General features: G+C 31.9%; 20 protein-coding genes. 4 read left to right on the top strand and 16 right to left on the bottom strand.

Annotated elements, in window-relative coordinates; genetic code table 11:
- Positions 1-76: 76 nt before the first annotated feature.
- The 7 genes from CVD18_RS16355 to CVD18_RS16325 all read right to left on the bottom strand — a co-directional run bounded on the left by CVD18_RS16355 (position 77) and on the right by CVD18_RS16325 (position 5,063).
- The gene (locus CVD18_RS16355; protein ID WP_103866504.1) at positions 77-277 is read right to left on the bottom strand and encodes a hypothetical protein; all 201 of its coding nucleotides are present in this window, start codon (positions 275-277) and stop codon (positions 77-79) included.
- Positions 267-1,106, bottom strand: coding sequence for a class I SAM-dependent methyltransferase (locus CVD18_RS16350; protein WP_103866503.1), 840 nt, complete (start codon positions 1,104-1,106; stop codon positions 267-269). The genes CVD18_RS16355 and CVD18_RS16350 overlap by 11 nt, the downstream gene beginning before the upstream one ends.
- A 344-nt stretch (positions 1,107-1,450) precedes the next feature.
- Positions 1,451-1,945, bottom strand: coding sequence for a hypothetical protein (locus CVD18_RS16345; RefSeq protein WP_103866502.1), 495 nt, complete (start codon positions 1,943-1,945; stop codon positions 1,451-1,453).
- A 314-nt stretch (positions 1,946-2,259) separates the two neighbouring features.
- Positions 2,260-3,027 (bottom strand): hypothetical protein, encoded by a 768-nt coding sequence (locus CVD18_RS16340; protein ID WP_103866501.1) that lies wholly within the window; start codon positions 3,025-3,027, stop codon positions 2,260-2,262.
- Positions 3,028-3,419: 392 nt separating this feature from the next.
- On the bottom strand, positions 3,420-4,337 hold the full coding sequence (locus CVD18_RS16335) for a tail fiber protein (protein ID WP_103866500.1): 918 nt from the start codon (positions 4,335-4,337) through the stop codon (positions 3,420-3,422).
- A 230-nt stretch (positions 4,338-4,567) separates the two neighbouring features.
- On the bottom strand, positions 4,568-4,789 hold the full coding sequence (locus CVD18_RS16330; protein WP_103866499.1) for a helix-turn-helix domain-containing protein: 222 nt from the start codon (positions 4,787-4,789) through the stop codon (positions 4,568-4,570).
- A 61-nt stretch (positions 4,790-4,850) separates the two neighbouring features.
- Entirely contained in the window at positions 4,851-5,063 is a 213-nt protein-coding gene (locus tag CVD18_RS16325; RefSeq protein ID WP_103866498.1) for a helix-turn-helix transcriptional regulator, read from the bottom strand.
- A 138-nt stretch (positions 5,064-5,201) separates the two neighbouring features.
- Here CVD18_RS16325 and CVD18_RS16320 point away from each other — a divergent pair, with 138 nt between their 5' ends.
- Together CVD18_RS16320 and CVD18_RS16315 are read left to right on the top strand one after the other, a co-directional pair.
- A complete protein-coding gene (locus tag CVD18_RS16320; protein WP_103866497.1) occupies positions 5,202-5,405 on the top strand; it encodes a hypothetical protein in 204 nt (67 codons plus the stop codon).
- Between the two features lie 239 nt (positions 5,406-5,644).
- Positions 5,645-5,977: a single-stranded DNA-binding protein gene (locus CVD18_RS16315; protein WP_103866496.1), complete on the top strand. Its 333-nt coding sequence runs from the start codon at positions 5,645-5,647 to the stop codon at positions 5,975-5,977.
- A gap of 73 nt (positions 5,978-6,050) precedes the next feature.
- Here the strand turns inward: CVD18_RS16315 and CVD18_RS16310 are convergent, their stop codons facing one another.
- The 9 genes from CVD18_RS16310 to CVD18_RS16270 all read right to left on the bottom strand — a co-directional run bounded on the left by CVD18_RS16310 (position 6,051) and on the right by CVD18_RS16270 (position 21,585).
- A complete protein-coding gene (locus tag CVD18_RS16310) occupies positions 6,051-6,704 on the bottom strand; it encodes an OmpW family protein (RefSeq protein WP_103866495.1) in 654 nt (217 codons plus the stop codon).
- 481 nt (positions 6,705-7,185) lie between these two features.
- Positions 7,186-7,551: a lipocalin family protein gene (locus CVD18_RS16305; protein WP_103866494.1), complete on the bottom strand. Its 366-nt coding sequence runs from the start codon at positions 7,549-7,551 to the stop codon at positions 7,186-7,188.
- A gap of 54 nt (positions 7,552-7,605) precedes the next feature.
- Positions 7,606-8,475, bottom strand: coding sequence for a bile acid:sodium symporter family protein (locus CVD18_RS16300; RefSeq protein ID WP_103866493.1), 870 nt, complete (start codon positions 8,473-8,475; stop codon positions 7,606-7,608).
- Positions 8,476-8,718: 243 nt separating this feature from the next.
- On the bottom strand, positions 8,719-12,015 hold the full coding sequence (locus CVD18_RS16295) for a VCBS repeat-containing protein (protein ID WP_103866492.1): 3,297 nt from the start codon (positions 12,013-12,015) through the stop codon (positions 8,719-8,721).
- 76 nt (positions 12,016-12,091) lie between these two features.
- A complete protein-coding gene (locus tag CVD18_RS16290) occupies positions 12,092-13,867 on the bottom strand; it encodes a RagB/SusD family nutrient uptake outer membrane protein (protein ID WP_103866491.1) in 1,776 nt (591 codons plus the stop codon).
- 12 nt (positions 13,868-13,879) lie between these two features.
- The gene (locus tag CVD18_RS16285) at positions 13,880-17,329 is read right to left on the bottom strand and encodes a TonB-dependent receptor (protein ID WP_103866490.1); all 3,450 of its coding nucleotides are present in this window, start codon (positions 17,327-17,329) and stop codon (positions 13,880-13,882) included.
- 138 nt (positions 17,330-17,467) lie between these two features.
- Positions 17,468-18,472 (bottom strand): FecR family protein, encoded by a 1,005-nt coding sequence (locus tag CVD18_RS16280; protein ID WP_103866489.1) that lies wholly within the window; start codon positions 18,470-18,472, stop codon positions 17,468-17,470.
- A 173-nt stretch (positions 18,473-18,645) separates the two neighbouring features.
- Positions 18,646-19,203: an RNA polymerase sigma factor gene (locus CVD18_RS16275; protein WP_103866488.1), complete on the bottom strand. Its 558-nt coding sequence runs from the start codon at positions 19,201-19,203 to the stop codon at positions 18,646-18,648.
- Positions 19,204-19,311: 108 nt separating this feature from the next.
- Entirely contained in the window at positions 19,312-21,585 is a 2,274-nt protein-coding gene (locus CVD18_RS16270) for a glycoside hydrolase family 3 N-terminal domain-containing protein (protein WP_103866487.1), read from the bottom strand.
- Positions 21,586-21,831: 246 nt separating this feature from the next.
- On the opposite strand from CVD18_RS16270, the gene CVD18_RS16265 reads away from it, so the two are divergent.
- A complete protein-coding gene (locus tag CVD18_RS16265; RefSeq protein WP_103866486.1) occupies positions 21,832-22,221 on the top strand; it encodes a hypothetical protein in 390 nt (129 codons plus the stop codon).
- Positions 22,222-22,229: 8 nt separating this feature from the next.
- Positions 22,230-22,589, top strand: coding sequence for a hypothetical protein (locus tag CVD18_RS16260; protein ID WP_103866485.1), 360 nt, complete (start codon positions 22,230-22,232; stop codon positions 22,587-22,589).
- Positions 22,590-22,754 lie beyond the last annotated feature (165 nt).

Below are 22,754 nucleotides of genomic sequence, written 5' to 3'. Positions count from 1 at the left end.
TTATTTCTTCTTCTCACAACCTAAAAATAAGGATTTTTAAAACAAAAGATAAACTAATTTATGCTCTTATTAATAACTATTGCCATTTCTTCCTTTTTACAAGACTATAATTGCAAGCTCTATTTTCTGTATATTCTATTTTATGTTCAGCTAGAAGTTGTACAATTATTTCTCTTGTTTCATTCTCGCCAAGACCAAATTTTTCTCCAAGGTCAATTTCATTTAATTGTCCCTTATTTTCTATAAATGCTTTGTAATATCTTTCTTTATTTTCCATATTTGGTTTGTTTTTTTACTGCTATCATTATATGTGGACTAAAAGGCAATAGATAACTATCGTTTTCTGTAACTTGAGTGAGTTCTAACAATGTCTTTTTCTTTTTATCATTAAGCATATTGGCAAAATAACTTTTATCTAACCAAGCCATTCCTTCCACCGCATAAGTAGCAAGGTAGATCAACTCTTGATTTATAAACTCATCTTTAAGTTGTGCTGGTTTATGATAATATGCTTCAGCCAAAAGCCAAGGAAAATCATCTGGTGGATTATGCATTCCTGTGGTTAATTCTTCTTTACACATTTCAAAAAATGTTTTTTTATGAATTAGACCATTTAAAAGACCGACCAAAGTTGATGCGGTATAATTAATGGCAAAACCTAAAATAATTCCGTTATTCTTTAGAACTCGTTTAGCTTCGCAAATGGTTATATCTCTGTCTTCCTTTTTTTGAAGATGATAAAGAGGCCCATGCAGTATTATTAAATCTGCAAAGTTATTCGGAAATTCTAATTTTCGAGATTCACCGAGATAAACAGAAAATTTATTTTTTAATTTATTGGCTCTGTTTTTAGCTATTTTAATGTGTTTTGAAACTGGTTCTACTAAATGAACTTGGTGTCCTTTTTTTGCAAGCCATTCTGAATATTTTCCTGTTCCACCACCAATATCAAGTATTGTAGCCGATGATGATGAGATATATTTTTCTATAAGTGATTTAATTCTTTCAAATTCAAATACTCCCATTCCTTTGTCAAGCCTAGTCTCTTCTGATGCTTTATTATAAAACACCTCTATACTATTACTTATTAACTGTTTACTATTCATTCTTAATCATTGTATTATCATCACTTTATGCAATGTCTAATACATCGCAAAGTCATAAAGCAATCGATTTATAATCAATTGTTAGCATTAAAATTGGATAAATTAATTGGCTATAATCATCTGTACAGTAGAAATCAAAAGACTTCTATGTATTAACTACTCATTTGTATAGCTTGCCTTTTTGAGAAAGACACAGATAATATGTTTATTTAGTATAACAGACTATAAAGATAGAAATAATAGTTCTTGATGAGTAACGTTTTCTCCATTATTTCAGGTAAGTAACAGATCAGTTAACGGCACATATAACGCTTGCCATATACTCAGTTATTGATAACAGTTTATTAATCACCTGCTATAATTTTCCAATCACCGTTTTCAAATCGAAATATACCAAACCAAGCATCATTCAATGGTGATCCATCTTTTGGTCGTAATAAAACAAAATAATCGCCTTCTTTTAACACAAAAGAAAATCTATTTATTTCTCCTTTTTCTTGAATAATCTCAGAGTAATTCAAAATTTCTTGATTCTCTACATCAAAAATTTCATCAATAGGTTTCCCTTTAACTTTTTTGAATTCTTTTGATGATACAAATTCTTTCAGCTTTTCCTTCCAACCAACAAAATCAACAGTACCATCTCCATTAGGGCCACCCCCTAAGTCTGTATAATTTTGAGAATAAATTTCTAAATACTTCATGATCTCTCCATCATACAAATACTGAATTTGATTCTTGCTCAAGCTATCTAATAGAAGCTTCGTTGTATTATTATTTTCTTGTGAGAACAAGCAAAATGGCACAAATATCAAGGTGTAGATTATTAGTTTTTTCATTTCATTGAATTAAGTATCACCAACATCGCAACAAGCTCAATCTAAACACTTTTTATTCAATCGTGTGGCAACGATAACAAAGACAAACTGTTTGATCAATGGAGCTTACGAAGTGCTATTATGTTTAATTTATTTATCCAAAACTAAGAAATTTTCTGCTTCCATCTAGTGGAACATAAAAACGATGTTTCAAAAATCATCAAATAACAGTATCTAAAAGGATTTTACCCTATGCTAACTAAAGATCTATTTTTTTACACACACTATTTGGAGTGCAATATTCATACTTATATTTTCAACCTTAAAAGGTGAAATTATTGTTTAACTAACTCCATAGAATCATGATTAAAATTAAAGACCTTATAAGTTCCATTTATTTCAGGTAAGTCAGTTTTAAAATATAATGTTTTGTACTCTTGTTTCCATGTTCCTTGTGTGTAAATGGTATCGTATTTTGTCTTTTCACTTGTGATAGAATCGCCATAAATCAATACTTTTTGAATTTTTAAAATAGTATCCGTTAAATCTAACTCGATATGTCTTTCAAAAACATTTTCAGGAAGGTTATTTATTCCTACATAATAGTATCCTGCTGAATAAGTATGACAATTTCTTGAAATAAAATCTATTTTTGCTTCATCATATTCTTGTTCTTTTTTAGTCATAAAAACTGTATCTAACTTTTTAGTCATACTCACAAGCCAATAATCCTTTAATTTTATTCTTGAAAAATCAGTAATCTTTTTTCTTAACCGAACAGTATCCATATCCCAAATGGTTCCTTTTGAAACTCCTCCATAACGATTCCTAGCAATTAATTGTTTTGGCTCATAACCATTCTTTCTAATTTGTTCTGAAATAAAAATTGGAGGCTCTCCAAAAACACTAAAAAATTCCTTAGTTGTTTTTTCTAACAGTTCAAATTTTCCATTTTTATCAGTATATGTTTCTCCAACAATACAACTGTCTATCGGCTTTCCTTGTTCATCAACTATTATTCCTATTAGTTTAGGTCTCCAAACTTTAGAAACACAAGAAGTAATTAATACAGAAACAATCAGTAGTGAAAATAATATTTTCATTTTTTACATTTGAGTAAGGCAAAAGATAGACTTTTAGTTAACATTTTTATATTGCACATTTACGTCCCGCAAGGGCGCACATACATGATACAAGTTGTGTGTACCCAGCATGGGTGTTTTTTATTTATCGAAGATAAATAATTCATCTATAGAGCGCAAGTCTTTATAAATGGGAGAACATTTCGAGCCATTTTAGTAGGTCGTAAGCTAGTGTATCGTGAGGTACGTAGTGAAGTTACCCTTTGCTCAAATCTGGATCAGTCAACAAGTCATATAGCGTTGGCCTATCCGCGTGCCATTGGAGTTACTACATTTGTTTGGACAGTAAGTTAAGCTTAAAAGATATAATTTTGAGCATTTATGAAAACAACACTTTTTGTGTTATAAGTGTTCTACTTTTTTGATTCTAATTTTTCTAACCTTAACTGCAATTCGAGAAGTTTTGTGTTCAATAATTTCACTTCTTCGTTTTCCTTTTTTAGACTTTCAATCTCTTTTTGTTGTTGAATTGTATAAAGAGTTAATTCCTCAATTTTTTTAAGAAGATTCATATCCATTTCAGCTTGCATCACTCCATTTTGTTCAAACTCTTTTGCTGATGGAATCTCAGGGAGATGGCTATTTTTCTTGATAAAATTTTCTACTTCTTTTATACTTCTAAGATTATAATCTTCTTTAAAAACATAATCTGGAGCAGGAATACTTAAGTCAATTTTTACTTCCTCTGCATGAATATTGCCCTTTACGGTGAGCTTCATATCTGGTTTTGTAGTCCCAATTCCCACAAAGCCACTATCTCCGCTTAGTGCCATTATTGTTTTATCAAAAGAGCCTCCTGAGTTTAACCATTTTTGAAAACGTATCTGATTAGTGACTTCATAGAACTCTATCACTCCAGCATCACCATTATTATCTACTAAAGCAATTCTAGGTCTTTCATCTTTTACTGATAGTTTTTGTTTTAGGTCAGTGGTACCTATTCCTACGTTACCATTTACATAATCAATACTCATCAATGTACCATTCCAAACTCCATCCATCCATTTCTGAAACCTTAATTGCTTAGAAGTATGATATTCTAAAACAGCATTTTCTGAAAATCCTGAATTAATAAAAGCCAACCTGGAGCTTTTATTTCCTTTGGATATTGATAAACGATAATCATAGTATTTTTGACCACCAATATTAATATTTCCAATATTATATGTGAAATCGTTTTTACCATTACTTCCTGTAAGAATACCCTCTTGAGCATTCCCCACAAAACCGATTCCGATTATCAACCCTATTATAAAAATAGTTTTTTTCATTTCTTTTATTTTTCTTGTTTATACATATATGTCATAATAGTTATAAATGTTACCACAATATTTTGTGTAATTCTGACTAACGGTAAATTTTTCACTTCAATTCAATTCCTGAAATTTTCCGTTAGCTTAAAAAATTAGTAACCGTTTATTTATGTGAAGACTTACATACAACTCAAAAACAAAAAATATCAAAATGCAACTTTAATTTTAAATCTGTAAAAAACTATCTATTACATTTTCAAAAGCTTATCAATAGGAATTTCTAATCTATTCGTTAATTTTATCAAAGTAAGCAATCGAGGATTCGTTTTACCATTTTCGATCATATATAATTGAGTTCTTCTTATCTCGCAATCAAAAGCAAATGACTTTTGATCAATCTCTTTTTCTTCTCTTAATTGCTTGATTTTAGCACCTAGCTCTCGAAAACATTTCTCTTCTTTTGTGTTCACTACACAAATGGTATTAAGTTGTTATACCACCAAAAATTAAAACTTTAAAAATGTTTTGATGCTATTTTAATTTTACATTTTTAAAAATTTCTTTGAACATTTCTCCTGGGTCAATATCAATTGCTAACGCAATTAAATACAACTCTTTTGCCCTAAGCCTTGTTGAGTTATTTGAACTTAATTGAGATAATCTTGCTTGACTAATTCCTGTGCGTCTGGACACCATTGCTCTATTAATAGATTTTTTAGTCAAATACAGTCCTAAGGCAGTCATAAATCTTTCGAATTTGTTGAGATAAATTTAACTATTGATATGAAAAATATAGAATTTCTAAAGTTTTATTTTGAATTTAGATAGAAAATAAATAGATTTGTTTAGAAAATCTAAAGAATACTATCTAAAATATTAATCATGAGTAGAAGATACACCAAAGCTGATTTAGAAGAAATCGTTTCCGTTCAATTAGAAAACCTCAATGCGATGCATGACCTATTAAGCATCATGAAACATCAAAATGAATTATTGAATAGTGCTAACAAAAAATTAAAAGAAGAAATTACCGATTTTAAGCAAAAGCTATATCCAACATTAAAAAGGAATTCCCGCTCCCGATAGCTATTCTAAAATAATACACAGTATAAAAAACATAGATCATAAAGGAACCTATTTGTAAACGTTTACAAACGAATGTAAACGACTACAAACGAAAACAAGTATTTCTTAACCGAATCCCAGTATAATACCTGTATATGTTTGTGGTATCAAATTACCGTATACATCTATATAAAAAGTATGTACACGTTTGATACAATCATAAATAAGTATTAACTGTTGAACACGAAAAAATTAAAATCATGAACACGCTAAAAAACAAAGTACAGTTGATTGGAAACTTAGGACAAGAACCAGAAATCGTACATCTAGATTCTGGCAAAAAACTAGTAAAATTTTCTATTGCTACCAATGATCATTATTATAATAAGCAAGGAGATAAAATTACAGATACCCAATGGCATAATATTATCGCATGGGGTAAAGTGGCCGATATTGTAGAAAAACATGTGAGTAAAGGGCATGAGGTTGCTATACAAGGCAAACTTACTTCTCGCAGTTACCAAGATAGTGAAGGGCAAAAACGATATATCACAGAGATTGTTTGTAATGAGGTATTAATGCTAAACAGATAATAATATATTCTATGAACAAAAAAACCGTTTGACATTCTGCCAAACGGTTTTTTGTATATACCATATGTTTTCTCTATAATTTGATCCCTACTCCTGCTCCAAATATCCACGGATTGATATCTACATCTGCTCCTACAGTTGCTCCTAACGCAGAAGTAGCATTAACGGTGACATCTGTACTTAAGAACACTTTTTTTACATCTACATTGATAAACCATTTGTCATTAAGCATAAAATCAAATCCTCCCTGAAAAGCAAATCCTACTGCCGTATCATAAGATACATCATCTGCTACAGACCCTTCATCTGCTCCATAAAAAAGAGTAAGGTTTACACCAGCTCCAAGATAAGGCACAAAATCTCCTCCTGTAAAATGATACTGCCCTAATAAAGTAGGAGGCAATAACCAAACATCACCTAAATCAATATCTCCCGTAGCGGTACTTACTGCTTCTACATCATGCTTTGTTGTTGCAAGAATCAATTCTGCAGACCAGTTTTCTGTAAAATAATAAGTGATATCCAGCTCTGGTACAATTGCTGTAGAGATATCTACATCACCACCAATGGCATCTATGGTAGCGCTCGCATCTGGCGATACTACTATACCTCGTAATCTAAATTGCCATTTACTAAAATCACTTTTGTTGCTCTCTCCATCCTGTGCAGAAACAAAATTTGTTACCCCCAATAGTACTACCAATACAATATTTATTACTTTTTTCATCTTGAAAGATTTTAAAGTTATCTCTCAAAAATATTGACAAGAAAAAGGGAGATATATGACTTTTATCATTCCTAGAATTTGCGATTTTTTACTTTTTACTACCGCCAAAATAAATACCTAACAACTACTTTTTTATAAATGAGAATTAGATATGAGAAAGAGTTTTTTTTGATGTTTTTTTTTAATAATCACATGAATTTCTATACTGGAAAGAATATATCCGTAAAAAAGAGTTTTTTATCATAAAAGACAATACATCGTAATTTTTATAAGGTTAGATTCATACTGTCACCAAAAAAGTAACATTCTGCTTGTTTTAGAATAACTATGACAAAAATCAGCTTTTATCTGGGTTTTGTTTTAATATCCTTAACTACTTACACCATTTTTGTATACTGCATTTGATCAAAAAAGACACACATGTATTATAACCAACTATTAGCAAATACCTTTGTTTACCTTTAACATTATAAATGAGCAGCTATTTTTCTAAAAAAAACTTGAATTCTCCAGATACTAGTGTCAATTTATCATCAGTTAATTCTATTATATTAAGTTGCTTTTTTTCTTCTTTAACATATATACTAATAATACTATCTTCTATAAGCCATGTACCCTTCATCTTGTTTCCCATTTGGGTTATCATCTGTATTTTATTTTTAGGTAAAAAATTATATGACATTTTAGAATTTACATCAATACTCACTTGATTATAACCGTTTATAACTTTCTCCATTTTGTATACCTTCCAATTTTTAGTTATTTTTTCCTCTAATCCATTTGAACAAGAAGATAAAATGGCAAGCGGTATTATAATAAGAATCTTGATTTTGCTTTTAATATCCATTTTTAAATTATTTTTTTAAATTGTCATTAATTTAAATATAGTAAACATCAAGTCTTAATTTTCTTTTTGATGGTTGCTTTTTTTCATACCTAAATATACAGCTATTCCACCTGTAAAAAACATAAGTAAACTATATACGGCAGGAGCTACAGCAAAGGATGTATTTCCCAATAATACAACAGCTATTGAGATAGCCAACGTTCCGTTTTGTATTCCTGATTCAATAGCAATCGATACCGCACTTTTATTTCTAATCTTAAACAACTTTGCCGAATAATATCCTACCGCCATTGTAATCACATTTAGGCACAAGGCTACAGCTCCTGCTTGCTGAATATAAAAAACGATATTGTCTTTTTCTTTGATAGTAATTCCTGCAATTACTAATATAATCACAATACCAGAGGCTCTCCTTACTGGTTTGGTCATTCGCAATGCAAATGCTTCATTATATCTCCTGATCAACATACCAATACCAACAGGAATTACAGTAATTACCAAAATCTGAATAATGGTCTTAGCAATATCTAATTCAATCATTTCTCCTTCTTCTAAAAAATGAAGCAGTGCAAAGTTTATAATAAAAGGTATGGTAAGTATGGTTATAAAGCTACTCAATGCAGTAAGGGATACCGATAATGCTATATCGCCTTTTGCCAAATGAGATATCAAATTTGATGTTGGCCCACCAGGACATGCAGCCAAAATCATAATTCCAATAGAGATTTCAGGTTCGATAGGAAATAATGTTGCTAGTAAAAAACCTAATAATGGTAAAATCAATATTTGATTGGTTAACCCCAGTAATATTGCTTTTGGATAAATAAATATTCTTTTAAAATCACCAACAACCAACGACAACCCCATTCCTAACATAATAATAATGAGAGATCCTGCTAAAATAATTGTTGAGATATTATCCATTGTGTAGCCCTGAATTGAATAAGCAAGATAATGATTTTAACACTACACTCTGGTAAAACATCATGAGCAATACGGCGTTCACATCTTATACCACTGACTAACAAACGTTAACGTTTTACCTTTTTATAAACAGAATATAACACTACAACAAATAAGTTTTATAAATAAGCCCTAATCACATATAAAAAAAGAATGTTAATTTTATGAATAGCGAATGAACATGCATTGCATTTGCTTGGTTGATTACTCATATCTTATGACCTGTAAATAATCATTGTTTTTGGCTGCAAGTACATAGTTTAATCCTTTTGCTCTTATCATAACCATGTCCTTTACATCTCCTGGTATAAATAATCCACTTTCTGTAATAGAAGCGGCACTAAATTCCCCTTTACCATTACCTCGTAAAAATAACCCATACCCTGCATCATTGCGAGGTGTTTCTACCTCTGAACCATATAAATTTCCTGCAAGTACAGCATCCAGATGACCATCTTTATCAAAATCGTTGACTAGCACCTGATTTATAGATGAGAGCTGTGCTTCTATAGGTAACTCATGAATAATGAATGTATCTTGCTGATTTTCTACATATATACTTGTAAAGGATTTTACTTGATAATGCAATGCGGTCTCTAATGACTTTTTGGTATATACATCTACTAGTGTGGCTGTAGAAAAACTAGTATAATCTTTAAATTTATGTTTAATCGTTGGTATTTGATCCGATGAGCATTCTCTTCCTCGTACAGGAAATTGTTGCCCTTCATTGTAATACCCTAATACGATATCTTCTTTATTATCTTTATCAAAATCATTAACGTAGATATCAAAAGTTTCTTCTTCTGTGGCTTTATATTTATAATTCAACCCATTATTTCCTAGAATATAATCCATATCACCATCATGATCAAAATCTCCTTGCTTGATACTCCACCACCATCCTGTCATATCGGTGGTGATCCCTAACTCTTGTGATACTTCTTTAAATCCTGTTTTAATATTCTTAAAAATCCTGATCGACATCCATTCTCCTGCCACAATAATATCTGGCCAATCATCATTATTATAATCAGTGATTACCGCACTCGTTGCCATCCCTAAATTGATAAAATCTTTTGCATACCTATCAGTAACATCATCAAACTTTACCTCATCATCTTGACTATTATTCTTCAACAAATAACTACGCGCGGGCAATGGGTATTTCCCTGGTATTTGTCGCCCTAAGACCAATAAATCTTGTTTGCCATCTTTATCAAAATCAAGAGGGTATACTCTAGAACCACTTGTAAACATTTGTGGTAATGCTTCTTTTTTGGCTTTGATAAATTGACCATTACCAGTATTGATATACAATCTGTCTTGTAACGATATCGATTCTGGTAAGAATTCATTCCCTCCACTTACTACATATAAATCATTATCCCCATCTTTATCGGCATCAAAAATAACGGCTCCAATATCTTCACTTAATTTATCTTCCTTAAATATTTCTATATCTTGTTTTATAAATCCTGTTTTATTTTGTAAAAACAAACTTCCTGCGTAACCTGATGCTCCTCCTACAAAATAATCCTCTAATCCGTCATTATTTATATCTCCCACAGCTAATCCAGGCCCAAATTCTGACATTTTATGAGGTAGTAATACTTGTTTTGAGAAGTCGTTGTATTTATTTTCCTGATGTTTGTATAGGGGGAAGTATCCTCCTTTTTCTGTAGTAAATATCTTTGATGTATTTTTTGTAGTTGATGTTTGAACTATTGCATCTTTATACTTGACAATTAATTTTTGGTTTATCGCAGGGTTTTCTATCGATTGTAATTTTCCATCTGGCCATATAATCTTTATCTTTTCTATGGTTTGTGATTTACCTACCCCAAAATGTAGCTGTGGGGCTACAGATGATTGAAAACCTCTTGACAATGTAAGCTCCTGCATTTGGGTCTGATCCCCTATCTCCAGATATACTCTACTTCCTATTCCAAATCTATTTTTTGTAGTACTCTCTAATTGAATGGTTATGTAATTATTTTTTTCTGAACTTTTATTTTCAAAAACAGATGCTTGGTCATCAATATTATTGGTAATAACTTCTAAGTCTCCATCGTTATCCAAATCTGCATAGGCTACCCCATTAGAAAATCCTTTGTATTCTATACCCCACTGCTTATTCACTTGCTCAAAAGTATAATCCCCCACATTGCGAAACATAAAGTTATCTATCTTTTCTGAGGGGATCATCAAACTCTTCTGCAAGAGGCTATCATTTTTATTACCTTGTCTGCCCATACGCTCAAAGTAATCGTTATTGTTTATTTCTCTTCTGGTACCATTGGTTACAAACAAATCTTTACGCCCATCATTATCAAAATCTGCAAAAAGGGGACCCCAGCTCCAGTCTGTTGATCTAGTTCCTGTAATACCTGAAACATTCGAAAAATAAGGAACTCCATCTTGTAGCATTCCTGTATTAATTTGTAAACAGTTGTGCATATATTGGTAATGAAATCCAGAATTGACGGTTCCCCAAAATAAAGCAGGGTTCATACTAGCCATATTTGCTTTCTTTCTACGATTGCTATGTGCATCCATATCTACCTGAAAAATATCCAGATTCCCATCATTATTATAATCTGCTATATCAACTCCCATACCAAAAAAAGCAGTATGTGAAGTTGCTTTTTTTACTACTTCCTTGAATGTACCATCCTGATTATTTATATACATATAATCTGGAGTACTAAAATCATTGGATACATATATATCTGGCCACTTATCGTTGTTAATATCTCCAATGGTTGCACTCAATGTGAGTCCAAAACTTTTTACTCCTGCACCTTCTGTTACATCTGTAAATGAGTTTCCATCATTTCTATATAAGTGATCTGTTTCTTCATCCTTAACATTTGCCATCTTGAATTTATAATAGAAATTAGGTGCATTAAACTTTGTAGGAGGGTAGTTTGCTACATATAAATCTAGATCACCATCTCTATCATAATCAAAGAACGTTCCTTGTATGCTATTTCCTATATCATCGATACCATATTCTGAAGCTTTCTCTGAGAATGTGTCATCACCGTTATTAATGAATAACTGGTTTTTTTTTGAACCAAATTTGCCACTTACCGAGCAATATATATCCAAAAATCCATCTGCATTAATATCTACCATGGTCACCCCAGTATACCATCTTGCATCTCCGCCAACACCTGCTTTTTCTGTTATATCTTCGAACTTAAGATTCCCCTTATTTATATATAACTTATTTGACACTTGATTCCCTGTAAAATAAACATCTATTAGTCCATCATTATTGATATCTCCAGTAGCTACCCCACCTCCCATATACACATATGAGTATGTAAAATAATTTAAAGAATCATTTTCTATAAGATCATTACTAAATTGAATTCTTGTGAATGACGATTTTAAATTATTAAATATTTGATGGTTGTTCTCTGGTTCTTTCTTTTGTGAACATCCAATAAGTAGTATTGAGCTTACAAAAAACATCAAATATTTGTATCGCATATTGTTATTGTATTATATGTAAAAGAACAGCATGTGTTAATACATACTGTTCTTAGAAAATTCAAAATAAACCTAATTAATATCCTTCATTTTGCTTAATTTTTCCGTTACTCACCGAAATAACGGTTTGTGGTATCGGATAACGCTCACTCTTTCCAGGTATAAAAGAAGCACTATTGAGATGTGATCTTTTTGCTATTTCAACAGTAAGATATGCACTTATCACCTGTGCCGCTTTTCCTCTACGTACTAGATCAAAAAATCGATGCCCTTCTAATGCTGTTTCTATTCTATATTCATGAGCCACTGCTTTTATTGCTTGATCCTGACTAGAAAAACTTCCATAAGTACTAATTACATAATTGGCTGCAGGAGTACCATTGGGTTCTCCTTCTGCATCTAATTCTTGAACAAAATCTGCTGGATTCGACGCTCGTAATCTAATTCTGTCTACTAGAGATGCTCCTAAATCGCCTTCTCCTTTTACAGCCATAATTTCAGCTCTCCACAATAATATTTCTGCAAACCTGATGATATTTGTGTTCATTGCACTCACTCCTGGTGCCCATGCTAATCCTGCATCTACACTACCGTCTTCAAATTGACTTTTTCTGAATACAGTAATTTTTTGTACATATGGTCCTCCATTGGGTTGATTTCTTATCCATGATTGTCCTGGCATAATACCCCATCCATTATAATCAATTCCTCTACGACCTACTTTCCAATCTAATCGAGGGTCTAACTCTCCTGTATATGGTGTAAATGGAGTATCTGAGGTAACACCATCGTCACTGGTTACATCTACAGTATTAAATGTATCTAATAGTGGTAAGCCTGAGGCATCTGTTTTATAGGCATTCACCAAATTTTGTGAGGGTTGAAAAAAACCACAACAAGCTCCTTCTGTAGGTGGGGTGCCTACTGGAGCCCCGTTAGGAAAATTAAGGGCATCTCCCCAATTACCATTTCTATCTTGAGAAGCCCCATCACCTACTGTATTCTGTACTGCAAAAATAGATTCTGAATTGTTATTCATTGCTGCATTAAAATTGTCAGAATACTTTGGGGTTAAACTATAAGGCCCAGAATTAATAATATCATCCAATATGGGCTTAGCAGCATCATAATCTAATTGATACATATGTGCTTTGGCAAGATATGCCTTGGCTATCCAACTATTTGCTGCACCAGCAAACCTTGATGTTTCTAAAAGTTCATTTACTGCAAATACAAAATCAGCTTCTATAGCACTCCAAGAGTCAATACCTTCATTAGATTGAGATGTTATTACATTCTCATCTATATAAGGAATATTATCCCATATCTTTTTGGCTTCAAAATGATAATGAGCTCTCAAAAATCTTGCTTCAGCTTCTAGCAGAATAGCTTCTGACTCAGTAAGATCTTTATCATCTAATCCAATCTTTATTCCTCTAATTGCTTCATTACTTCTTGCAACTCCTTCAAAAACGGCATTCCATTTATACCCATAGTATCTGCTTTCATTAGGGCTTGCGGTATATCGTTCTATATTATTAATGATGGGTTGATCTCCAAATTCACTTCCTTTATATGCATTATCAGAAGCTACTTCCCCATAAATCCAATTAGATGCTGCAGCACGCCACATATCTTCACCATCAAGATTACCATCTAATACACCATAAGCTGCCGTAATTTGAGAACTAACCCATTCAGCATCAAATGTAATTACATCTGAACTAAACTGCCCTTGAAGAGGAATATCTAACTCTTTTTTGCAAGAATAAAAAGTGATACTCCCAGATATCAAAACACATAGAGCAATCAATACCTTTTTACTTTTTTTATAATTCAATATTTCTTTCATGTTTCTTTTCTTTTAGAATGTAATGTTTAAGCCTAAATTTAAAGATCTAGAGATTGGATATGCACCTCTATCTACACCTATTTCTAGGTTCGCTTCTTGTTGGTTGGTATAATTAGTAAGATTTATTTCTGGATCTAAACCGCTATACTCTGTAAAGGTTAATAAATTCTTACCTTGTATAAAGATTCTAATTTTATCTACTTTTAATCGTGATGTAATTTGTTTATTTAATGAATATCCAAAAGAAATATTTTTTAATCTTAGATAAGATCCATCTTCTATATAATAAGACGACCCTACTGATTCATCTGCTCGTAATGTTAATGCTGGCAAGGTTCCTTCTCTATTAGTAGGGGACCATGAGTTTTCTATATAGTGTAGACTTTTTCCTCCTTCAAAATTATAAAAATCAGTCCAAAATTTTGTGAGGTTATATATATCATTACCCTGTGATCCCTGAAGGAGTAAGGAAACATCAAAATTCTTATATTCTGCATTAAAATTCATACCGTAGGTAAAATCTGGATGAGGGTTTCCTATAATACTTCTAGCATCACCAGTAATAATTGCTCTACCTGTATTTTGATCGATCCCTTCCCAGTTAAATCCTACAAAAGAAGATATTGGGGATCCTTGCACTGTATTAGTAGTTTCAAAACCTGTTTGAGATCCTAAAACTGGATTAGGAATTGGTGCTGGATTTTCTTGATTCAAGAAATCAACATTGTTTTTATAATGAGAGAAATTGACTCCTATAGAATACTTAAAATTTTTGTCTCTTGGATTACTATAACCAATACTTAAGTCAATCCCTCTATTGGTCATTTGCCCCAAGTTTCTATAAATTGTATTAATTGTATTGCCATATACTGTTGGGTCTACAGGAGTTGGCAATAACATATCCTTGGTAACAGATTCATATATATCCAAACTCACATCTAGTGCATTTTGTATAAATGATCCTGTTATACCCAAATTGGTTGTAGTGGTGGTTTCCCATGATAAATTAGGGTCTCCAATATTGGTTAAGAAATACCCTGTTTGACCACTGTAGTTATTAAAATCAAGACTTGGCCCATAAGCGGTTATTCCTCTAGAGGTAGGGATGTTATCGTTTCCTAATTCTCCCCAGCTAAATTTTATTAGTAAATTGTTTATCACAGAAGAATCTTGCAAAAAGTTTTCTCCAGATACTCTCCACCCCACACTTACTGCAGGAAAAACACCTATTCTATTTCCTTCTTCAAATCTTGAAGATTCATCTCTTCTTATGGTAGCACTCAAAAGGTATTTGTCATCATAGACATAATCTGCTTTTCCAAAAACCGAAAAACTTGCAGATTTTAGTTGGTTACTTCCTACCAAGGGTGTTCCTGTACCTGCACTCAAATAAGTAGCATTGGGAGTGGTAAATAAGAAATCAGATATTTGTGCATAAAAAGTTTCAGTACTGTTTTTCTTAAACTCGGTTCCTACAAAAGTATCAATGTTATGTACGTCATTAATCCTTTTTGTGTATTGAAGAATATTATACAAATTTGTATTAATAATATCAGTAGATGTTTCTCTAAGTCTATTTACTGCTCTTACTGCAGAATTCTCATAATCTATTGGCTGAAAAAACGAAAATTTTGAATTACTTAGGTTTGCTGTAAAAGTTGACCTTAGTAATAAGTCATCGGTTATATTTAATTCTGCATACAACGACCCTAAAACTCTTAGTGTTTCTGTAACATTATCTTTATTTCTATCTGCCATAGCAATTGCATTACTTCCTATCCCCACTCCAGGTGTTCTTCCTGTTCCTGCATAATTGCCTCCTATATCATATACAGGAATAATTGGGTGTAGTCTGTATAAAGCTGCAATCTGGCTTTCATTATTTTGATTCACGTTATTGCTCAAAGGGTCACTTAGTCCTATTTTTTCTGAGTAAGAGACATTTAATGTTTCTCCTATTCTAAATTTTTCTGTGACATTAAATTCAGAATTTACTCTTAAATTATAACGGCCAAAACTTGTGGCTCTACCAACTCCTTCTTGATCCAATAATCCTATTCCTAAATAAAATTTTGACTGGTCGCTACCGCCTTTTATTCCAATGTTATGTTGCTGAACAAAGGCTGAATTAAAAAATTCATCAAACCAATCTGTACCATTTTTATTTGCTCTTGTAATTCTATTATCTGGATAACTATAAGTACTTCTATCTATAGTTCCTAATACTCCTTGTGGCAATATATAATCTGGCAATACTGGATTTGCTCCCGAACCATATTGAGGATGTATTAAAGCTATTCCATCATTTCTAGATGATTGCCAATAAGCATCTGCCAATTGTTGTGGTGTTGCCATTTCTGGAAATACTGAATTTGGTATAAAATCTATACCAGTGACGGTATTGTAGGTAAAAGAAACCTTATTATTGTTTTTACCTTTTTTGGTGGTAATTATAATAACTCCATTTGCAGCTCCGATTCCATAAATTGATGCGGCGGCGGCATCTTTAAGTATCTGAATTGAAGCTATATCATCAGGGTTCAGGTCATTCAACCCCTGTCCTGTTTGTACCCCATCAATCACATACAATGGATCATTACCATTGATAGTACCATATCCTCTGATCCGTACTGCGGCATTTCCTCCTGGGCCACCTTCTACTCCTACTGTAACTCCTGCTGCCTGCCCTTGTAAGGCTTGTTCTAAACTTGCAGGTGTAGTAGCGGCTATTGCTTCTGACTCTACAATAGAAACTGATCCTGTAATATTTCTAGAACTTTGTCGGGTATATCCTGTTACCACTACTTCACTCAATTCACTTGCATCTTCTAGCAGCGTGATATTGAGTACAGTTTTTCCTGAAAACAGTATTTCTTGCGTAGTAAAACCAACGTATGAAAACACCATTGTTTCTCCTTTTGCTACTTCGAGTTCATAGTTTCCATCAAAATCGGTTTGAGTACCTCTACTAGTGTTTTTTACTACTACACTTGCGCCAGGTAACGATTCTCCATTAGATGTTATCACCTTTCCTTTTACAGCCACCTGCATGGGGAGAGGTGATTCTGAAAACGTTTTCGTACCGTTTTCTTTTTTTATCCGAGAGATTACAATTTGCCGATCAATAATTTTATAAGTAAGATTTGTATTGGCAAATACTTCATCTAATATCTGGATTACATTAGACTGTTTACGTTTTACGGTTATTTTTTTGAGCGTATTTACCACATCATCTTTATAGAAAAAGATAAATTCACTTTGTGAATGGATTTGATCAAACAACTCTTCGAGAGTTCCGTTTTTTACATCAATATCCAATTTGGTTTGCGAATAGGAATTGTATGCATATACATTTGTAAGCCCAAAACACAGGAATAAAATAAAAATTCGCATAAGAGTTAATAAAAAATTGAATTTCTTCTTTTGAAACAAAAAAGAAACATCGTTAATTTTTTTATTCATAATTTTGTTTTTTTATATATTAAGCGATTGCGATATCGCAATAGTTTGATTTAGGTCAGGAAATGTTGCCGCATTTTCTGACTTTTTTGTGTGACATTGATTTTAGTCTTTTATCGTTTCATATAGTTGGTCTTTTTTTTAATTAATTATGAATTCTTTATTTTCTACTTTATATTTAAGATCTGTGGTTTGCTTAAGAACTTCCATCACCATTCCTATAGTATCTTTTAAATCTAAATGGCCAGAAAACGTCTGATTTTTTAGTGCTTCATTTTGTATATTAATAGTAACATTATAGTATCGAGAGAGTTTTTTGAGAATCACTTCCATCTTTTCTTTTTTGAAAATAAACTTACCATCTCGCCAAGACATATATTTAGATACATCGACTTTACTGCTATTTATATTTTTTGTTTTGTTATTGTATATTGCCAATGTTCCTGGGGTAATCTTAAGGGATGATTTGCCAAAAATGGAGTTCCCATTATATTTTATCTCGACACTCCCTTTTTGTAATGCTGTAGTAGCATAAGAATCATCTGCATAACTAGACACATTAAATACCGTTCCTAATACTTTTATATCATAATTATCGGTTACTACATAAAATGGTTTTTCCTTATTGTGACTTACATCAAAAATCGCTTCGCCTATGAGGTAAACTTCTCTTTTATCTCCATTAAAAGCTACAGGATATGTAAGTTTTGATCCAGAATTAAGCCATACTTTTGTTCCTTCTGAAAGAGTAATTTTTGTTCTCTTACCATAAGGAACAACAATGGTATTAAATGTATTGCCAGAAGATTGCTTTACTTTTTGAGAGTTATTAATGTTTACTTTATCTCCTGAGCTGGAATATGTAATACTTGATGCTTTTTCTTTTATTTTTATCTCACTATTATCATCTAAAACCAATTTCACATCTCCTTCTGTATCAATATCAACAGGTGTATTGGTCACATAATTTTTAATTTCTGAGGTATGCTCATAGTTTTTTGTATAAGTAATAGAAATAAAAGCAATTACAGTTGCTGCAATACCTATATAAAAACCTAATCGTTGCTTTTTTCTTTTGTTACGATAGCTGATAATTGAGCTATCTATTCTATTTTTTAAACTCTTTTTTTCTTCTTCGTTTAACATTTTGAGAAGTTTTTAATATCAGTTATAGTACTTCGTGTTTTTCTTCAACTTGACATGACATACAATTAGTAGTACTTGGGATAAAGTGGATAGGATATAAAAATATCTTATTCAATACCTTCTACTTTATAAAAGCACAATACTTTGAAAACATAGACAAAAAAAAGTCACTTCTACTCCACTTCTATTTCATTTCGCAATTTTTTTACCGCTCTATAGATAAGGGTCCGTACTGATTCTATAGAAATCCCCATAATTACAGAAATCTCTTCGTATGATTTTTTTTCGTCAAATTTTAAGGATATTCCTTTTCGTTGCTTACTAGAAAGTGATGTTAGTGCAACAGAGAGTTTTTTTTTAATCTCAGAAGAATTCTCAGATTGAATAATTGTTTCTTCTGCTGATTTGTAGGTAGATTTAATTTCATTCTTTTTCTCTTCAGCAGAAAATAAAGTTAATTTTGATTTAAATTTTTTATTAATTTTTCTTTTTAAAGATTTAAATAGATAATACTTTACATTATTTACATCAGAGAGTTTTTTACGATACTTATAAATATCTAAAAAGAGATCGTGAATACAGTCCTTTACATAGTCTGTATCATTGGTCTGTTGAATTCCAAATTCATAAAGTGCATCTATATATTTCTCGTATAGCTGATTAAAAGCATTTAAATCCCCCAACTTAACTTTTGTCCATAATATAGAGTCTACAGTTTTAACGGGTTGCATTTAATATAATTTAAGCATTTATGAATTCTTGAAAAGAATTGAGTGTATTAGTAATATATTGATAGTTCATCTTGGAATTAAGTTGGTTAATAAATATAGAAAAAAATACTATAACTCTTTTTTTAGCACTACTTTTTTAGAAATGGTGTCTATCGTTATTTCAAACTCTCCATCTTCTGCAATCCATTTATTATTTTCATCTACATATTTCAGATCATCAATCCCAATCGTAAATAAAACCGTTTGACTTTCTTTTGGTTGTAGCTCTATTTTCTGAAATCTCTTCAAAAGTTTTACCTCTGGTGTTATATCAGCATACATATCTCTTATATATAACTGTACAACTTCTTTTCCTTTTCTTTCTCCTATATTATTGACATCTACCTTTATTTTTATAATACCTTCTTCTCCAATTTCTGTTCTATCAATATTCAAGTTTGAATATCTAAAAGTGGTGTATGACAGTCCATGCCCAAATTCATATTGTGGATCATAGCTTTTTTGATACGATGCATCATTATTTTGCTCCTTATTATCAAGGCTTTCTGTATACTTTCGATTATATTTTTGCAAAGAATTTACATACCTCGGATAATTATATGGTAGTTTGCCACTTGGATTAATATCTCCGTATACAATATCTACCAATGCACGAGCTCCTTCATTACCTGGTAGGTAACATTGTAATATTGCTTTCATATCATTCTCGAATTCATTTATTATTCTTGGCCTACCTTCATTAAGTATTAGTATAATAGGCTTGTTTAGTACTGCCAGTGCTTTAGCTAATTTAATTTGTGGCTCTGTAATTCTTAAATCATTTATATCCCCAGGAGTCTCGGTATAGTTATGCTCTCCTAGACATAAAACAATATAATCTACTTTTTTTGCCAAATTAACAGTTTTTGCAATATCTATCTCTTCAAAAATCTGAGTCCCTAGAGCATACTCTACATTTTGCTTACCTATTTTATGTTGAAATGCTTCTAAAATGGTGAGTTTATCCTTTGCATATTCATCACTTTTTTCTCCTTGCCAGGTATATGACCACCCTCCATTAAGAAAATTCATACTATTTGCGGTAGGACCAGTAATCAAAACTTTCTTCTCTTTAGACAAAGGCAATGTGTTATTTCTGTTTTTTAATAAAGTAATTGATTCTGCTGATGCATTATAAGACATTTTTACAGAAGTAGAAGATCCAAAATCAGGATAATCTTTGGGGTCTGTAACTGGTGTATCAAACAATCCCAGCTCAAATTTTACTCTTAGAATCCTATGTACTGCATCATCAATTCTAGACATTGGTACTTCTTTATCACTCACCAAAGAAAATAACTCGTTAAAAAATGAATATCCATTAGGAACCATACTCATATCAATACCAGCCATGACAGATTTTTTTACTGCTTCTCGCATAGTTTTGGCAACTTTATGCCTTGTATGTAAATAGATGATATCTTTCCAATCAGTCACTACAAAGCCTTTAAATCCTAGCTCTCCTTTCAAAACCTCTGTTATCATTTTTTTACTGGCATGTACAGGGGTTCCATTGATCTCTCCAGAACTGATCATTATACTCTTTGCTCCTGCACGAATACTTTTCTCAAATATGGGTAGGTCATATTGTCTCAATACTCTTTCTGGTATTATAGAAGGAGTTCTATCTTTTGCAGTAGTAGAGCTTCCATACCCTATATAATGTTTGACACATGTTGCCACCTTATCTGGTGCTCCTACATCTTTTCCTTGAAATCCATTTATCATTGCCTTTCCCATTTGAGAAGACAGATATGTATCTTCTCCAAAAGTTTCCCAAAACCGTGACCATACGGGATTTCTTGGCAAATCAAGATCTGGAGAAAAAACCCATGGTATTGAGGAGGCTCTTGTTTCATATGCTGCAATTGCCATGCATTTTTCTACCAATTCGGGATTCCAGGTTGCTGCCATACCGATTTGTTGCGGAAACAAAACTGCTCCATCGGTATAACTTGCTCCATGAATGGCATCTATTCCGTATATTATTGGTATTTTTTTATCCGTCTTATTGGTTTCTTCTAAAATTTCTTTCAAAATTTCATGCCACCTTTCTGGTTTTGGAGCCCCTGGATTAGGAACATTTAGAATGGATCCTATCTTATATCTCTGAATTGCTTCTTTTAGTTTATTCTTATCTAGTTCTCCTGGGCTTCCGTTTTTCTCTAACGCACTAATGGTAATCTGCGTCATCTGCCCTATTTTTTCTTCTAGAGACATCTGTGATATCAATATAGATATCTTATCATCAATAAGATCTGACGATTTTTTCTCTTTTTTAGCAAAAGTACAAGATGATAAAACTATACTTAACAGTATAGTATAAACTAAGTAAATTCTCATATCGACATATCAATAATTATCAAGCATTCTACTTAAAGAGAACGAAAAAATATAAACATAGACATGTTTTTTATTGTTTTTTTATTTTTTATCTAAAAAAAATACATTTTTCATAAAAACCAACCTCTGCTTTTTTTAAATAATAGACCATAAACAGATCTCTTATAATTAGGTATAAACACCTATATGTTTCATCTGTAAAAAACATTACCTTTATTAGTACACAAAATACCAACCAACTTTATTATGGGGATTAACCAAACGTTATCCAGTCTTATCAAAAAAGATAAAATCTGGATTATCATAACCGCACTAGCATTTGCTATTCTCGGGATTAGTAATGTCTTAATCGCTCCTGCCATCGATTTTTTATCTACTATAAATGGGAACTTGATGCTAGGTCTGGGGATTGCGATAGAGTTAAAAAGCATCACTGCAAGTATTAGCAATGCAGGAATACCCTTTGCAGGAGGGTTCACCACAGAACTTTCTGATATCCTTACAAGAGCTATCAATTATCTCACCTTTGCCAATATTGTAACTGCTGTACAAACTATTCTTGCCAACATGGGAAAATCATTGCTTTTTAAAGCCTTGCCATTCTTTTTTTTAATAGGAATATTTTTTAAAAAATAGCTCTAAAATTGCTTATCATCTTTTTACTTGTCAATCCAGGGATTTCATTATATGTCAATGGGATACATTATGTATCTGATACGATGAAATTAGACCTTGGTTCTTCATTGCATGTCCATTTATCATCTATCAAAAATAAATATGAAGAAAAAAAAGAAAAGGTAACTTCTAAACAAGAAACCCAAAAAAAAAGACAATTAGAAAAAGCTAAAAAGAAAGGTCATAAAAATATTGACCTTTTTAAAGAAATAGAAGATGCCGTTGTGAATAAAGTAGAAGATGTAGGGCTAGATATCGAAGAAGGAGCGTCTGAAGCTTTTGAGGTTCTAAAAGAAGGTAAAAAAGAATGGCTATATTCTACTATATGACTGATTCAGTTGTTGTTTTCCAAATTTGCCATGCATTTTGTCCAGCAAGGGCATAGTAGGCAAAGGATTTGAGACGTTGGTTATTCTCTTTTATGCGTTCCAAGACCATAAACCAGTTCATATAATTCTGTAGATATTTAGTTGCCACTCCATTAAATGGTTTCA

The organism is Aquimarina sp. I32.4 (genome assembly GCF_002924285.1).
GTDB lineage: Bacteria > Bacteroidota > Bacteroidia > Flavobacteriales > Flavobacteriaceae > Aquimarina.
Note: the sequence above shows the minus strand (reverse complement) of the source record. Positions and strands in the feature narration are given on the sequence as shown.

Coding starts and splice junctions, on each gene's coding strand:
- CVD18_RS16355 (WP_103866504.1), bottom strand. CDS start 277: ATGGAAAATAAAGAAAGATATTACAAAGCATTTATAGAAAATAAGGGA.
- CVD18_RS16350 (WP_103866503.1), bottom strand. CDS start 1,106: ATGAATAGTAAACAGTTAATAAGTAATAGTATAGAGGTGTTTTATAAT.
- CVD18_RS16345 (WP_103866502.1), bottom strand. CDS start 1,945: ATGAAAAAACTAATAATCTACACCTTGATATTTGTGCCATTTTGCTTG.
- CVD18_RS16340 (WP_103866501.1), bottom strand. CDS start 3,027: ATGAAAATATTATTTTCACTACTGATTGTTTCTGTATTAATTACTTCT.
- CVD18_RS16335 (WP_103866500.1), bottom strand. CDS start 4,337: ATGAAAAAAACTATTTTTATAATAGGGTTGATAATCGGAATCGGTTTT.
- CVD18_RS16325 (WP_103866498.1), bottom strand. CDS start 5,063: ATGACTGCCTTAGGACTGTATTTGACTAAAAAATCTATTAATAGAGCA.
- CVD18_RS16320 (WP_103866497.1), top strand. CDS start 5,202: ATGAGTAGAAGATACACCAAAGCTGATTTAGAAGAAATCGTTTCCGTT.
- CVD18_RS16315 (WP_103866496.1), top strand. CDS start 5,645: ATGAACACGCTAAAAAACAAAGTACAGTTGATTGGAAACTTAGGACAA.
- CVD18_RS16310 (WP_103866495.1), bottom strand. CDS start 6,704: ATGAAAAAAGTAATAAATATTGTATTGGTAGTACTATTGGGGGTAACA.
- CVD18_RS16305 (WP_103866494.1), bottom strand. CDS start 7,551: ATGGATATTAAAAGCAAAATCAAGATTCTTATTATAATACCGCTTGCC.
- CVD18_RS16300 (WP_103866493.1), bottom strand. CDS start 8,475: ATGGATAATATCTCAACAATTATTTTAGCAGGATCTCTCATTATTATT.
- CVD18_RS16295 (WP_103866492.1), bottom strand. CDS start 12,015: ATGCGATACAAATATTTGATGTTTTTTGTAAGCTCAATACTACTTATT.
- CVD18_RS16290 (WP_103866491.1), bottom strand. CDS start 13,867: ATGAAAGAAATATTGAATTATAAAAAAAGTAAAAAGGTATTGATTGCT.
- CVD18_RS16285 (WP_103866490.1), bottom strand. CDS start 17,329: ATGAATAAAAAAATTAACGATGTTTCTTTTTTGTTTCAAAAGAAGAAA.
- CVD18_RS16280 (WP_103866489.1), bottom strand. CDS start 18,472: ATGTTAAACGAAGAAGAAAAAAAGAGTTTAAAAAATAGAATAGATAGC.
- CVD18_RS16275 (WP_103866488.1), bottom strand. CDS start 19,203: ATGCAACCCGTTAAAACTGTAGACTCTATATTATGGACAAAAGTTAAG.
- CVD18_RS16270 (WP_103866487.1), bottom strand. CDS start 21,585: ATGAGAATTTACTTAGTTTATACTATACTGTTAAGTATAGTTTTATCA.
- CVD18_RS16265 (WP_103866486.1), top strand. CDS start 21,832: ATGGGGATTAACCAAACGTTATCCAGTCTTATCAAAAAAGATAAAATC.